The sequence below is a fragment of the Streptomyces sp. RLA012 genome, assembly GCF_056270325.1.
In genome coordinates this window covers 9,937,523-9,952,688 of record NZ_JBWDPA010000002.1, presented here as the reverse complement: position 1 = coordinate 9,952,688, position 15,166 = coordinate 9,937,523, and the positions used below count along the sequence as shown (strand labels likewise).

General features: G+C 70.6%; 11 protein-coding genes. 9 read left to right on the top strand and 2 right to left on the bottom strand.

Features of this window, described 5'->3' with window-relative positions; genetic code table 11:
- Positions 1-31: 31 nt before the first annotated feature.
- Both RV986_RS45335 and xylA read right to left on the bottom strand, forming a co-directional pair.
- Entirely contained in the window at positions 32-280 is a 249-nt protein-coding gene (locus RV986_RS45335; RefSeq protein ID WP_475922921.1) for a hypothetical protein, read from the bottom strand.
- Between the two features lie 403 nt (positions 281-683).
- A complete protein-coding gene (gene xylA / locus RV986_RS45330) occupies positions 684-1,850 on the bottom strand; it encodes a xylose isomerase (protein WP_475922920.1) in 1,167 nt (388 codons plus the stop codon).
- 163 nt (positions 1,851-2,013) lie between these two features.
- On the opposite strand from xylA, the gene xylB reads away from it, so the two are divergent.
- The 9 genes from xylB to RV986_RS45285 all read left to right on the top strand — a co-directional run bounded on the left by xylB (position 2,014) and on the right by RV986_RS45285 (position 15,022).
- Positions 2,014-3,459: a xylulokinase gene (gene xylB, locus RV986_RS45325; protein ID WP_475922919.1), complete on the top strand. Its 1,446-nt coding sequence runs from the start codon at positions 2,014-2,016 to the stop codon at positions 3,457-3,459.
- A 57-nt stretch (positions 3,460-3,516) separates the two neighbouring features.
- A complete protein-coding gene (locus tag RV986_RS45320) occupies positions 3,517-4,725 on the top strand; it encodes an ROK family protein (protein ID WP_475922918.1) in 1,209 nt (402 codons plus the stop codon).
- Positions 4,726-4,922: 197 nt separating this feature from the next.
- Positions 4,923-5,486: a hypothetical protein gene (locus RV986_RS45315; protein ID WP_475922917.1), complete on the top strand. Its 564-nt coding sequence runs from the start codon at positions 4,923-4,925 to the stop codon at positions 5,484-5,486.
- Positions 5,483-6,496, top strand: coding sequence for an acetamidase/formamidase family protein (locus RV986_RS45310; protein ID WP_475922916.1), 1,014 nt, complete (start codon positions 5,483-5,485; stop codon positions 6,494-6,496). Before RV986_RS45315 ends, RV986_RS45310 begins: the two co-directional genes overlap by 4 nt.
- 256 nt (positions 6,497-6,752) lie before the next feature.
- A complete protein-coding gene (locus RV986_RS45305) occupies positions 6,753-7,352 on the top strand; it encodes an N-acetylmuramoyl-L-alanine amidase (RefSeq protein WP_475922915.1) in 600 nt (199 codons plus the stop codon).
- A 132-nt stretch (positions 7,353-7,484) separates the two neighbouring features.
- Entirely contained in the window at positions 7,485-8,837 is a 1,353-nt protein-coding gene (locus RV986_RS45300; protein ID WP_475922914.1) for a GAF domain-containing protein, read from the top strand.
- 56 nt (positions 8,838-8,893) lie between these two features.
- Positions 8,894-10,417, top strand: a complete 1,524-nt coding sequence (gene exaC, locus RV986_RS45295; protein WP_475922913.1) for an acetaldehyde dehydrogenase ExaC — start codon at positions 8,894-8,896, stop codon at positions 10,415-10,417.
- A gap of 431 nt (positions 10,418-10,848) precedes the next feature.
- Positions 10,849-11,055, top strand: a complete 207-nt coding sequence (locus RV986_RS45290) for a hypothetical protein (RefSeq protein ID WP_475922912.1) — start codon at positions 10,849-10,851, stop codon at positions 11,053-11,055.
- Positions 11,056-11,644: 589 nt separating this feature from the next.
- Positions 11,645-15,022 carry a S8 family peptidase gene (locus RV986_RS45285; protein ID WP_475922911.1) on the top strand — a complete coding sequence of 1,126 codons (3,378 nt, stop codon included), beginning with the start codon at positions 11,645-11,647 and terminating at the stop codon, positions 15,020-15,022.
- Positions 15,023-15,166: the final 144 nt, after the last annotated feature.

Here is a 15,166-nt window from a genome sequence, read left to right as displayed (position 1 = left end):
ACGCGCGCGTGCCGGTCACGTCCGTGGCCCCCTACGGCATCGTGCCGTTCGCCGACGCCGGGAGAAGTGACCCCAGGTCGCTCGGCAGGATGCTGCGCAGATCGCTCGGCAGCTCCGAGGGCAGGGACGAGGGCAGGGACGAAGGCAGTTCGCTGGGCAACTCGGTCGGAATGCTCAGCGACGGGGAGGGTGAGCCCTGGGTGCTGCTCTCGGTGGGTCCCTTCTTGTCGGGCGTGTTGCCGCTGTTGGTCATCAGCACCACGGCGACAACGGCCGCCACGACCACGAGCGCGGCGAGGAGGAAGAACAGCGGGTTGCGGCGCCGCCCACCACGATGGCCTCCAGGATCACCGGGAGGTCCAGGGGGCGGCGGGGGACCGTAACCCCCGGGAGGGGGACCATGGCCTCCGGACGGAGGCCCGTATCCTCCGGTCGGCGGGCCGAAGCCACCGTCTCCTGGAGGGGGTGTGTTTCCTGGCGGCCGGGGAGGCTGGGGAGGGAAGGGCGGGGTGGCCATACCGTCAAGAGTCGTCTCGAACGGGGTCATGAGGCGACCCTCGCGCGGAAGTTGATACGGACTCATGCCATGGATCGCATGATTCCGGATCATTCCACGCAGAGAACCACGGAGGGAGATGTCGGGTGCGGGCCCGACAGACGGGCCCGCACCTCACAGCGCACGATCAGCCGCGCGCACCCAGCAGGTGGTCCATGGCGAGCTGGTCCAGACGCTCGAAGGCCATCCCACGCGCGGCAGCCGCCTCCACGTCGAAGCCCTCGAAGGCGGCACGGTCCGCGAGCAGCCCCTTCAGGCCGTCCGCCGCCGTCGGCTGAGCCAGTTCGTCGAGGCGCGAGGCGCGCAGTGCCTCCTGCACCTCGGGGTCGGCCCGGAAGGCGGCCGCACGTTCCCGCAGGATCAGGTAGTTGCGCATGCAGCCTGCGGCCGACGCCCACACTCCGTCGAAGTCCTCGGTCCGCGGCGGCTTGAAGTCGAAGTGCTTCGGGCCCGCGTACCCGGCAGTCTCCAGAAGGTCGACGAGCCAGAACGCGGAGCGCAGGTCGCCGGCGCCGAAGCGCAGGTCCTGGTCGTACTTGATGCCGGACTGGCCGTTGAGGTCGATGTGGAAGAGCTTGCCCGCCCACAGCGCCTGCGCGATGCCGTGCGGGAAGTTCAGCCCGGCCATCTGCTCATGGCCCACCTCAGGGTTGACGCCGTACATCTCGGGGCGCTCCAGGCGCTCGATGAAGGCGAGCGCGTGGCCGACGGTGGGCAGCAGAATGTCGCCACGAGGCTCGTTCGGCTTGGGCTCGATCGCGAACTTCAGGTCGTAGCCCTGGGAGATCACGTACTCGCCGAGGAGGTCGAAGGCCTCCTTCATGCGGTCGAGGGCGACACGTACGTCCTTGGCGGCACCGGACTCGGCACCCTCACGGCCACCCCAGGCGACGTACGTCTGGGCCCCGAGCTCGACCGCGAGGTCGATGTTGCGGATCGTCTTGCGCAGCGCGTAGCGGCGTACGTCCCGGTCGTTCGCGGTGAACGCGCCGTCCTTGAACACGGGGTGCGTGAACAGGTTGGTGGTGGCCATCGGCACCCGCATGCCGGTCGCGTCCAGGGCTTGGCGGAAGCGCTTGATGTGCGACTCGCGCTCGCTGTCCGAGGACCCGAAGGGGATCAGGTCGTCGTCGTGGAAGGTCACGCCGTAGGCGCCCAGCTCGGCCAGGCGCTGTACCGACTCGACCGGGTCCAGGGCGCGCCGGGTGGCATCGCCGAACGGGTCCCTTCCCTGCCAGCCGACGGTCCACAGGCCGAAGGTGAACCTGTCCTCGGGGGTGGGCTGGTAGTTCATGCCGCGGCTCCTTGCTAGCTCCGACTATTTCGTCATGGCGGTTAACAAATTAGTATGCGGAAGCATCTCTGGGAAGAGACGAAGTGCGAAACCTGGGCCGCGCCGGTCCGGGAGCCCCACCACCAGGACAGATCCCGCGGAGTCGCGGAAAAGGGAGAGCCTGATGTCAGCAGCCGAGGGTCCGCTCGTCGTCGGGGTGGACACATCCACCCAGTCCACCAAGGCCCTGGTCGTCGACGCATCCACCGGACGGGTGGTGGCGAGCGGGCAGGCACCGCACTCCGTCACCACGGGAGCGGGCCGCGAGAGCGACCCTCGCCAGTGGTGGGACGCGCTCCGCGCGGCGCTGCACCAGTGCGGCGAGGCGGCCCACGAGGCCGCGGCGGTGTCGATCGGCGGCCAGCAGCACGGGCTCGTCACACTCGACGCCCAGGGCGATCCCGTACGCCCGGCCCTGCTGTGGAACGACGTGCGCTCCGCTCCGCAGGCCCGTCGGCTGGTCGAGGAGCTGGGCGGCCCGAAGGCCTGGGCCGAGCGCACCGGCAGCGTGCCGGGCCCCTCCTTCACGGTCACGAAGTGGGCCTGGCTGGCCGAGAACGAGCCCGACGCCGTACGCGCGACCGCGGCCGTCCGGCTGCCCCACGACTACCTGACCGAACGTCTCACCGGGGAGGGCACCACCGACCGCGGCGATGCCTCCGGCACGGGATGGTGGGCGTCCGGGACCGAGGAGTACGACGAGGAGGTCCTCGCGCACGTCGGCCTCGACCCCGCGCTGCTCCCCCGCATCGTCCGCCCCGGCGAGGTGGCCGGCACCGTGCACGCACGTGAAGAGCTGCCCTTCTCCAAGGGCACGCTGGTCGCCGCCGGCACCGGAGACAACGCCGCCGCCGCACTCGGCCTCGGACTGCGCCCGGGCACCGCGGTACTGAGCCTCGGCACCTCCGGCACGGTGTACGCCGTATCGACACGGCGCCCCGCCGACCCGACCGGCACCGTCGCGGGCTTCGCCGACGCGCACGGCCACTGGCTTCCGCTGGCCTGCACGCTGAACTGCACACTCGCCGTCGACCGTGTCGCCGCGCTGCTGGGCCTTGACCGTGAGGCTGTCGAGCCCGGCACGGGCGTGACGCTGCTCCCCTACCTGGACGGTGAGCGCACGCCGAACCTGCCGCACGCCTCGGGCCTGCTGCACGGGCTCCGGCACGACACGACGGGCGGGCAACTGCTCCAGGCGGCGTACGACGGCGCGGTCCACTCCCTCCTCGGAGCCCTCGACCTGGTGCTCGACCCGGACGCGGACCGCTCCGCGCCGCTGCTGCTCATCGGCGGGGGTGCCCGCGGAACGGCCTGGCAGGAGACGGTACGCCGACTGTCGGGGCGTCCGGTTCAGGTGCCCGAGGCCAAGGAGCTGGTCGCGCTGGGCGCCGCCGCGCAGGCCGCGGGCCTGTTGACCGGCGAGGACCCGGCCGCGGTCGCCCGGCGCTGGGACACGGCCCGCGGGCCGGTGCTCGACGCCGTGGAGCGGGACGAGCAGACGCTCGCGAGGATCGCCGGGGTACTCTCCGACGCGGCCCCGCTGCTGGAGCGGGAGCCGGACAGGAACTGACCAGGCACGGACGAGGACAGTCCCGAGGGGACCGGTCGGACGAGGACTGACGGAGGCATGACCGCACCGCTGCACGAGGCCCATCCGACCGGTTCCGGCCGTCGGCTGCCCGACACCCAACAGGGCATGCGCCGCCGCAACCTCTCCCGTGTCATGCACACCGTGAGCGCGAAGGGGCCGCTGTCACGCGCCGCGGTCGCCTCGCACATCGGTCTGACCCGGGCGGCCGTCTCCACACTGGTCGACGAGCTGATCCACTCGGGGCTCCTCGAAGAGCTGGGCCCCGAGCGGCCCGGCCGGGTGGGGCGACCGGGCTCGGCACTCGCGGTCAGCGGGCACGGCCCCGCGGGGATAGGCGCGGAGGTGGGCGTCGACCATCTGGCGGTGTGCGCGGTCGATCTGCGGGGTCACGTGCGAGCGCGGGCGGTGCGGCACGGCACGAACCGCGGTCGACCGCCCGAGCCGGTGATCGAGGAGCTGACCACGCTGGTGCGTCAGGTCATCGCCGAGGCCGAGCGGGAGGGGCTGTGGCCCGCGGGCCTCGCGGTCGCCGTACCCGGTCTGGTGGCACGCGACGCCCGGACCGTGACCCGTGCCCCCAACCTCGACTGGCACGACACGGACCTCGGTGCGCTGCTGCCCGCTGAGCTTCCGCTGACCGTGGACAACGAGGCCAACTTCGGCGGCCTCGCGGAACTCTGGCTCGGGGAGGCCACTCCGCGCGACTTCCTGCATGTTTCGGCGGAGATCGGCATCGGTGCGGCGGTGCTCGTGGACGGGCGGCTACTGCGCGGAACGCGAGGATTCGCGGGCGAACTGGGGCATGTGCCGGTACGTCCGGAAGGGCCCGCGTGCCCGTGCGGCGGACGGGGATGCCTGGAGCAGTACGCGGGTGAGGAGGCCGTGCTGCGCGCGGCCGGTCTGGAGCCGGGCGAGGACCGCGTCGGGCTGCTGGCCGAGCGCGCGGCCCGGGGCGACACGGCGGTACGGCGTGCCCTGCGCGACGCGGGAACCGCGTTCGGTATCGCGCTGACGGGGGCGGTCAATCTGCTCGATCCGGAGACCGTCGTGCTGGGGGGAGCGCTGTCCGGCCTCGCGCCGTGGCTGCTGCCCTCGCTGGAGAGCGAGTTGGCGCGGCGCACTGCGGGCCCCGCCTGTGCCGTGACCGTGTCACGGCTGGGACCGGAGGGGCCGCTGCTGGGCGCCGCCCACTCGGTGGTGCGGGCGGTGCTCGACGATCCGGCGGGGGCCGCGGGGCGGTCGTAATCCACCGGCGGGCACAGCGTCTCCGGTGGTTCTGTCCTCCTCACGGGTGACCGAGTTGTCCACAGTCCCGGAGTTGTCCACCACCGCACTCGGTGCTACTCCCGTCCAACCGGCAAGCGCCGTACCGTAATTCACGCGAGGCGCAGCCGTCGGGCCGACGACTGGGTGGCCGGACACATCGGGGATCGGGAGTTCATATGTCGGGGGAGACGGTTCAAGGACTGCGGCACGGGGCCGTCGGACTGCGCGAGATCCCCCGGATCTTCGCGCGCATGCACCTCCGACACCGCTCCCCCGTCGCCGGAGTCGCCGTGCAATGCGTCGTGGCGGTCGCGGCGATGCTGGGACTCGGCTTCGCCCATGGCCCGGTGACGGCGGTCCTCCTGCTCGCGACGGTCATCGTCACGGTCGTCATCGGTGTGTACGTCGTGGTGGACCTCGCCTGCGCGGGCTACTTCCTGCGCCGCAGGCGCGAGTTGCTCAAACCCGTACGCCATTTGCCGTTCCCACTGCTGGGCATCGTCGCCTTCGTCCCGGCGCTGCCGACCGCCGCGGGCCTGCCGGTCTTCGACCTCGTTTCCGAGCCGACCACCCCCGTGTCGTACGCGGGACCGGTCGTCGGAGTCTGGATGATGGCTGGAGTCGTGGTACTGATCGTCCTGTTGCGCCGCCACCCCGGGCGCATAGCCGAGACCGCCCGTGTCCACCTCGACGAGACCTCGTCCCCCGACCTTCGGCAGAGCGGAGCCGTGCAGCCATGAGTGACCCCCGGATCCTGACCGTGCGTCCCGAACCGGGCGAGTACGCCTGGACGTTCGGCGGCGCGCCGCCCGTCGCACGCATCGCGCCCGGGACCGTCCTCGATCTGTACACGGAGGACTGCTTCGCGGGGCGGGTCCGCTCCGAGCAGGACCTGGTGTCCGAGGTGTGCGAGTTCCCGTTCCTCAATCCGCAGACCGGCCCCTTCCATGTGGAGGGCGCGGAGCCGGGCGACACGGTGGCGGTGCACTTCGTGTCGATCGAACCGGCCCGCGACTGGGCGGCCTCGACCACGGTCCCTCTCTTCGGCGCGCTCACCTCCACGCACACCACGGCCACGCTGCAGCCGCCGCTGCCGGAGACCGTGTGGATCTGGCAGCTCGACCGGGAGCGGCGTACCGCCCTGTTCAGCGCGCGGGACAGTGACATCCAGATCGAGCTGCCCATGGATCCGATGCATGGCACCGTCGGTGTGGCGCCCGCGAATCTGGAGGTACGCTCCGCGCTGGTGCCGGACGCGCACGGCGGGAACATGGACACTCCGGAGATGCGGGCCGGCGTCACCTGCTTCCTCGGGGTGAATGTCGAAGGCGCCCTGTTGAGCCTCGGTGACGGCCATGCGCGGCAGGGCGAGGGCGAGACGTGTGGAGTGGCCGTCGAGTGCGCGATGAACACGATGGTGATCGTCGAGCTGCTCAAGGGAGTCGCCACCCCCTGGCCGCGCATCGAGTCCGACACGCACATCATCTCGACCGGTTCGGCGCGTCCGTTGGAGGACGCGTTCCGAATATCGCAGCTCGATCTGGTGCAGTGGCTGGTGCGCGACTACGGGTTCAGCGCACTGGACGCGTACCAGTTCGCGACCCAGGCGGTCGAGTCGCCGCTCGCCAATGTCTGCGACACCAACTACACGTGCGTCGCCAAGCTCCGCAAGGAATGGCTGCCCCGGCGCGAGTCACATCGCGGTCTGCACGCGCAACTGCGCGAGACGGCGGCAGCGCTGCGCCGCTGAGCGGAAGGGTTCGCGGCCCTGATCGCACGGTCCGCGCCGGCTGATCGGACAGTCTGCGCAGCCCTGAGTGGGAAACGGTCGCCGGCCCCGCGATCATCACCGAGGCCGACGCGACGACCTGCGGCTCCCGGTCCGGCACCCCGTGCCCTGCCGGGCGCGGACCATCACCTCACCCTCACCACACAGCAGAGCGCAACACAGCACAGCACAGCACAGCACAGAGAGTTGTCCCCCACCACCGAAAGGCAACCACCCCATGGAACGGGCAAGATCGTTTCCGAGTCGGCGACGGCTGCTCAAGGGCGCCGCCCTCGCCGCCCTCCCCTACGCGTTACTTCCCGGCGCGCATGCCACCGCGGAGGCCTCGGCCGTCGACTACCCGCTCGCCGAATGGGCACCGGGGAGCACGTCCAACTACACGGCGTCCAGCCGGCCGACGGCCTATCCGCTCGACTACGTGGTCATTCACGTCACGCAGGAGAGCTACTCCAAGACCGTGTCCATCTTCCAGAACCCGCAGAAGATGGTGTCCGCCCACTACCTCGTGCGATCGGCCGACGGGCATGTCGCACAGTGTGTGAGGGAGCGCGACGTCGCGTGGCACGCGGGGAACTGGGACTACAACACCCGCAGTATCGGCATCGAACACGAGGGCTGGGTGGACCAGCCGGCCTATTTCACCGACGCGCTGTACGAGGAGTCGGCCAGGCTGACCGCCGCGATCTGCACGAAGTACGGCATCCCCAAGGACCGGACGCACATCATCGGCCACTACCAGGTGCCGGGCACCGACCACACGGATCCGGGGGCGAACTGGGACTGGACGCGGTACATAAGGCTCGTCAGCTCCGCCTGACCGAGGAGCCACCGCGGTGTCGGGGCTACGCGCCGATGCGGGCGCCGTGCGAGGAAGGCTGTCACATCGCTTGTCCGCGCCCGCACCGGGAGTGACGATGGTCCCAGCCGCATCGCCTTCCGGGAGGCCGAGTTGACCGATCCGTGGGTGGCCCTGGAACCGGGAACCGATCCCGTCGAGCGGGTGCGGACCTTGCGCCGCGCCCACGAGGCGTTCACCGAGGCGGGCACGGTGCCACGGCCGGTGCGCTCCGTGGTGGCCGACTCCTGGCGGCGTTCGGCACGCGCGGGGGTCGTACCGGACGGGACGGCAAGGGTGGAGCTCACGGACGGCGATCTGGGTTCCTACCGGGCGGAGCACCCCCTGGCACAGGTGATGCCGCTGTTCCGCGAACTCATGGGGACGTTCGCGTCGGACGGCGAGCACCTCCTGGCGGTGTGCGACGCACAGGGCAGGCTGCTGTGGGTCGAGGGACATCCGGCGACCCGGCGGCAGGCGGGGCGGATGAACTTCGTGCCGGGCGCACGGTGGTCGGAGACCTCGGTCGGAACGAACGCACCGGGGACGGCGGTCGCCGTCGACCGGCCGGTGCAGGTGTTCGCGGCCGAGCACTTCATCCGCCGGGTCCAGCCGTGGACGTGCGCGGCTGCCCCGGTGCACGATCCGCGCACCGGGCGACTGCTCGGCGCGGTGGACATCACCGGCGGGGACGGGCTCGCGCATCCGCACAGTCTCGGTTTCGTCCAGGCGGTGGCGCGGGCCGCCGAGTCCCAGTTGGCTCTGCTCACACCGGCGAAGGCGACGGACGACGCGGTCGAGCTGACCGCGCTCGGCCGCGACGAGGCGCGACTGGTCGCGGGCGGCCGCAAGGTCAGGCTCAGCCGCAGGCACAGCGAGATCCTGGTACTGCTGGCCGGGCACCCGGAAGGCCTGACGGGCGACGAGTTGCTGTGCGCGCTGTACGAGGACGAGTCGGTGACGCCGGTGACGCTGCGCGCGGAGCTGACCCGCCTGCGCCGCCTCCTCGGTCCCGGACTGCTGGCCTCACGCCCCTACCGGCTCACGGCGCCGGTCGAGTCCGACGTGGCGATCGTCGAGCGGCGGCTCGGGACGGGCGCGGTGACGGCGGCCGCGGCGGCGTACGCCGGTCCGCTGCTACCGGGTTCAGGAGCCCCGGCAGTGGTGCGGTTGCGGCGTCGGCTCGCCGACGGGCTGCGTACGGCGCTGATCGCCCGCCGCGACCCCGACCTGCTGGCGGACTGGGTGCGCGCTCCGTGGGGCGAGGACGACCTCGGCGTATGGCGGGCGCTGGCCGTCGTACGCCCGACGGCGGCGGTGCGGGCACGCCTGGACGAGCTGGAGTCCGAGCAGGCGGCACCACCGGGCTGGGCGCACCCGATGGCGCCCGGGCGGCGCGACGGATCACACGACGGGCAGGGCCGACCGCCCTCGTCCGCAACGTCGTTGCAACGTTCCCGCGCCTAGCCTCGCGGCGAGAGCTGCCCAACGGCGGGCAGCGCTTCTCCGGGAGGCAGACCAGCATGACCCGTTACGCGGCGCCCGGCACCGAGGGCGCGATCGTCTCCTACCAGGCCCGTTACGACCACTTCATCGGCGGCGAGTACGTTCCGCCGGCTCGCGGGCAGTACTTCGAGAACCCGAGTCCGGTGAACGGGCAGCCGTTCACGGAGGTGGCGCGGGGTACCGCCGAGGACGTGGAACGTGCGCTGGACGCGGCGCACGCGGCCGCGCCCGGCTGGGGCCGCACCTCCGTCACCGCGCGCGGCGACATCCTGCTCAAGATCGCCGACCGGATGGAGGCGAACCTGGAGAAGCTGGCGGTCGCCGAGAGCTGGGAGAACGGCAAGCCGGTCCGCGAGACGCTGGCCGCCGACATCCCGCTCGCCATCGATCACTTCCGTTACTTCGCGGGGGCGATCCGTGCCCAGGAGGGCTCGCTCGGCGAGGTCGACGACGACACCGTCGCGTACCACTTCCACGAGCCGCTCGGCGTGGTCGCGCAGATCATCCCGTGGAACTTCCCGATCCTGATGGCGGTCTGGAAGCTCGCCCCGGCGCTGGCGGCGGGGAACGCGGTCGTCATCAAGCCCGCCGAGCAGACTCCGGCGTCCATCCACTACTGGATGAGCCTGATCGCGGACCTGTTGCCGCCGGGCGTCGTCAACATCGTCAACGGCTTCGGCGTGGAGGCGGGCAAGCCGCTGGCATCCAGCCCGCGGGTGGCGAAGGTGGCCTTCACGGGTGAGACGACGACGGGGCGGCTGATCATGCAGTACGCCTCGGAGAACATCAAGCCGGTCACGCTGGAGCTCGGCGGCAAGTCCCCCAACATCTTCTTCGACGACGTCTGGGCGAAGAACGACGACTTCAGGGACAAGGCGCTGGAGGGCTTCACGATGTTCGCGCTCAACCAGGGCGAGGTGTGCACCTGCCCCTCGCGGGCACTGGTGCAGCGCGGCCACTACGGCGAGTTCCTGGAGGCGGCGGTCGCCCGCACCGAGCTGATCAAGCCGGGCCACCCGCTCGACACCGACACGATGATCGGCGCGCAAGCCTCCAACGACCAGTTGGAGAAGATCCTCTCCTACCTGGACATCGGTCGGCAGGAGGGCGCCACGATCCGCACCGGTGGTGAACGCATCGAGTACGACGGCGAGTTGAAGGGCGGCTACTACGTCCAGCCGACGATCTTCGAGGGCGACAACCGGATGCGGATCTTCCAGGAGGAGATCTTCGGCCCGGTCGTCTCCGTCACGTCGTTCGACGACTTCGACGACGCCATCAAGATCGCCAACGACACGCTGTACGGCCTCGGGGCCGGCGTATGGACGCGTGACATCAACACCGCCTACCGGGCGGGCCGCGCCATCCAGGCGGGCCGGGTATGGACGAACTGCTACCACGCCTACCCCGCGCACGCGGCGTTCGGCGGCTACAAGCAGTCCGGTATCGGCCGCGAAACGCACAAGATGATGCTGGAGCACTACCAGCAGACCAAGAACCTCCTGGTGTCGTACTCACCGAAGAAGCTGGGCTTCTTCTAGGCGCACGAAAAAAGGCGCCTGACCTGGTCTTTTATCCGTCAGGCGCCTTTCACTCCGCCTACTCACGGCGAAGTCCGGCTTGCACGCCAACTCCCAATTCGTCCCACAGCTATGCCGTTCCTGACCAGTGCTTCCGGACCAGTCACGGACCAAAACCCGCGGATCAGTCCCCGGTCGCTTCGCCTCGACTGACACGCCCCCACTCCTGCATGGACTGCTCGATGAGGCGGTTCGCCTGTTCTCGAACGCCATCAAGGAACTTGGCGTGGTGACGGAAGAGAACCTCGATGCTCTGGCCGGCGCGGCGAGCGCATTCGGCCGGGTCCACACCGGAGTAGAGCCAGAACGAAATCCCGGCGTGCCGGAGGTCGTACGGCCTTGTTGTACGTGTCCGAGCCCGTCCAGTCCAACTCGGCTGCACCATCGTGTGATTGTCTCGCACCGACGACATGACAGGGTTCGTGGTGCTCCCCAGACGCTCGGTGGCAGAGCGCACGTTCGCATGGCTGATGAACTCTCGCCGCCTGGCCCGGGACTACGAGACGTTGCCGACCAGCAGCGAGGCGGTGATCCGGTGGTCGATGGTCACCCGGATGAACCGGCGTCTGGCACGGCCACGGACCGCCGGCCGGCACTGAACATCCCCGACGCCTCCAGGAAGAGCCATCCGCCAGGCGCCTGGCCTTCGAACGCACCCCCTCGACCTTCGCCGGCGTCGTCCCAAGGCCCAGCTCCACCGCGATCTCCCTGGCCTTCACCGATCCCTTGCCCGCGGACCGCCGCGCTCCTCCAGCATTCCCAGCACCGACGCCACCGCGCACCCCTCGGTCATGAAGCGGACACAAGACGCCGCATGCCTCCCTCACCCCGAGCGAAACCATGTCTGAGCAGGCGAAATCACGGGATCACGTTCGGTTGAGATACGGCTTCTACGGGCTACGGGCTACGGGCTACGGGCTACGGGCTACGGCACAGTACTCGCCGCCGAGGGCAGCCGAAGGGCTTCCGGTCGAGCCGGCAAGGAAAGACTGTGCGTGATCTCCGGCCGCCGGCTTGACACCACCCGGGGAGCGGCTCGCTCGGTTCGTCCATGAGCCGCCAACCTGGCCACTTTTACCCTCTTTATGAAGTATAGGGGTTGGCGTAAAGGTGACTTGACGCCTGGTGGACAGGGCAAACTGCTGACCTCGGCACTTGACGGCACCACGCTGTCCTCCCATGAGAGACATGAACAACAGGTGGCGCCCCGGGATCCGCCCTCCCCGGCCTCGGTATACGGCGGCGGCCGCCGCCCTCGTGGCGCTCGTGGCCGGTCTGACCGCCGCCCCCGGCGCCGCTCAGGACCTCGGCCCGCACACCGGGCGAACGGAAGCCGCCGCGCAGACCGGAGCGGCCCGGTCGCCGATCACCTCCCGGCATCAGCTCACCCTGATCACCGGCGACCGCGTCACGCTGGAGACGGACACCTCGGGCAAGCAGAGTGTGTCGGTCGAGCCCGCCGAGGGCCGTGAACGAGTCGCGTTCATCAAGCGCCAGGCCGGTCGCGACTGGACGGTCATACCCGCCGACACGCTCCCGCTGCTCGCGACGGGCCGCCTCGACAAGGCGCTGTTCAACGTCTCCGCCCTGGTCCGGGGCAAGTACGCGCAGCGGTCGAGCCTGCCGCTGATCGTCGAGTACGCCGGGGACGCGGGCACCGCCCGGCGACAGCTGACCGCCGCCGGTGCCGACACCGTCCGCCCCATCGGCGGGACCCCTTTCGCGACCCTCGGCGAACACCGCGCGGACGCCGCCGGGTTCTGGAAGGGCATCGCCCCCGGCCGGGCGGACGCCACGTCCTTCGGAGCGGGTGTGCGCCGGGTCTGGCTGGACGGCCACTCCAGGATCCAGCTCGACAGCACGGTGCCGCGCATCGGGGCCCCGCACGCCTGGGAGAAGGGCTACACCGGCACCGGCGTCAAGGTCGCCGTGCTCGACACCGGTTACGACCCCGACCACCCGGACCTCAAGGGCCTCGTCACCGAGTCCGCGAACTTCACCACCGAGCCCAACACCGACGACCTGAACGGTCACGGCACCCATGTGACCTCCACGGTCGCCGGTTCCGGCGCGGCCTCCGACGGCAAGTACAAGGGTGTGGCACCCGGTGTGCAGATCCTGTCCGGCAAGGTGTGCACCGCGGACGGCAACTGCGACAACTCCGACATCGTCGAGGGCCTGGCCTGGGCCGCCCAGCACGGCGCCAAGGTGATCAACCTCAGCCTGGGCGACACGGACACACCGGAGACCGACGCCCTTGAGGCCATGGTCGACACCGTGACCCGTGACTACGGCACGCTGGTCGTGGCCGCGGCCGGCAACAGCGGTCCCGACAAGGTCTCCTCGCCCGCCTCCGACGACCGGGCGCTGGCCGTCGGCGCGGCCGAGGAGGACGACGACCTGGCCGTCTTCAGCTCGGTCGGCCCGCGGGTGGGCGACTCAGGCCTCAAGCCGGACATCATCGCCCCCGGCGTCAACGTCGTCGCCGCCCAGGCGGGCGGCACCACCGCCGACGACGGCTATGTCGCGATGAGCGGCACGTCCATGGCCACGCCCCATGTGACCGGAGCCGCCGCCATCCTGTTCCAGCAGCACCCGGACTGGACGGCGGAGCAGGTCAAGCGCCAGCTGATGCAGTCGGCGACCGGCGCCAAGGAGCACGGCGCCTACTTCCAGGGCGCCGGACGCGTCGACGTCGCCCGGGCGGTCGACCAGGACGTCACCGCCGACACCACCGCACTGGACTTCGGGCTGATCCGCTGGACGGACGGCAAGAGGCCTCCGGTGACCGAGACCATCACCTACCGCAACCCGGGCGCCGCGCCGGTCACCCTTCGGCTGAAGGACAACCCGAGCAGCGGGAAGAAGGACGTGCCCGCCCCCGCCGGGCTGTTCCGGCTCAGCGCCGACACGGTCACCGTGCCCGCGCACGGAACGGCGGACGTCACCCTGACCGCGACCCCGGAAGCCGCCACGACGTACGCCGCGTACAGCGGTGTGGTGACCGCGAGCACCGCGGACGGCCAGGTGTCGGTGCGTGTCCCGTTCGGCATGGACGTCGAGCAGCCGTCCTACGACCTGCGCATCGGCATGAAGAGCCGCACGGGCGCCGCCCCCGACAACGCCTACCTGCTGGTCAACTCGGCCGACGGCAAGGCGTACGAGGTCGAGGCGCTCGGCAAGAGCAGCACGGTGGTGCGACTGCCGAAGGACACCTACTCGGTGAGCGGCTTCTACTTCGACGCCTCCTTCACCGAGGGCACCATCGTCGGCGTGCCGAAGGTCGTGATGAGCGCCGACCGGCAGGTGACCATCGACGCCCGGAAGGCGAAGCCCGTCACGGTATCGGCACCGAGCCGCTCCGCGCGCATCATGTCGGCCGAGATCGGCACGATCAGCCTGGCCGACCAGTTGCTCTCGGTCACCATGAACAACGCGATCGGCACCGACCACATCGACGGCGTGTACGCGGTGCCGACGGCCCAGTACAAGGACTCGAAGTTCACCTACCTCGTCACCAGCGTCTGGGGCGACCCGGCCGGCGCGGACGGGAACCCCGCCTCGGTCTACTACCTCACGCGACCGGTGCACGGCGCCATCCCGGCGGATCCGGCCTACAACCCCCGCAAGTCGGAGCTGGCCAGGGTGAACACCACGTTCGCCGCCACCACGCCCGGCACCACGGCCACGCGCATCGTGTGGACGTACGTCGACAACGTCCGCTTCAGCGGCCGGGCGATGGAGGGAATTCCGGTCCCGGCCCGGCGCGTCGACTACTTCTCGGCGGCCGACGGCCTGCGCTGGCAGACGGCCTTCGACCAGAACAGCTTCCTCGACCCGGACGCGCACGGGCAGAGCTACCTGAGCGACCTGCACGGCTACAAGGCCGGCTCCCAGGTCGAGGAGCGCTGGAACGGCGGGATCCAGGCCGTGGGCCTCTCGTCCCAGATGGCCGCCTTCCGTGAGGGCGACACGATGTTCCGGCCCTTCCAGTCGGCCGCCAACGGCAACCTCGACCTGGTGGCCGACACCACGTCCGGCCTGCCCGAGGTGAAGCTGTGGCGCAACGGCGAGCTGGTCTCCCAGGACTGGAGCATGAGCGACGTCCCGGCCGACGCCACCCCGGCCGACTACCGTCTGACGGTCGAGCACAACCGTGACATGGCCCCCAGCTCCGTCTCCACGAGTGTGCGGGCGGAATGGCGGTTCCGGTCGCAGACCACGGCGACCAGGCAGGCGCTGCCGCTGTACGCGGTCCGTATGTCGCCGGAGCTGGACGAGTGGAACCGGGCCGAAGCCGGCCGCAAGCTCGACATCCCGGTCCTGATCCAGCGGACGGCCGGCGCCCCGGCGTCGCCCATCCGCGTCTTCACCACCGAGGTCTCCTTCGACGAGGGGAAGACCTGGCAGTCGGTGCGGGTCAAGGGCTCCGGCATGGAGCGCACCGTGACCGTGGAGCACCCGCGCCGCGCCGCGGGCGGCTCGGTCAGCCTGCGCGTCCACGTCGAGGACGCGGCGGGCAACTCCTTCAAGGAGACCGTCATCAAGGGCTACCTGCTCAAGTAGCCGCCTTCGCGGAGCAGCCACGTCCTCGGGTGGCTGCTCCGCGGAGTAGTCACATCCTCGGGCAACTGCGTCCGCGAGCGGCGCAGTCCGGCCGCGGCGGCCGGACGAACAGGGACAGGGTCCGCCGGACAGGTCCGGTGGGCC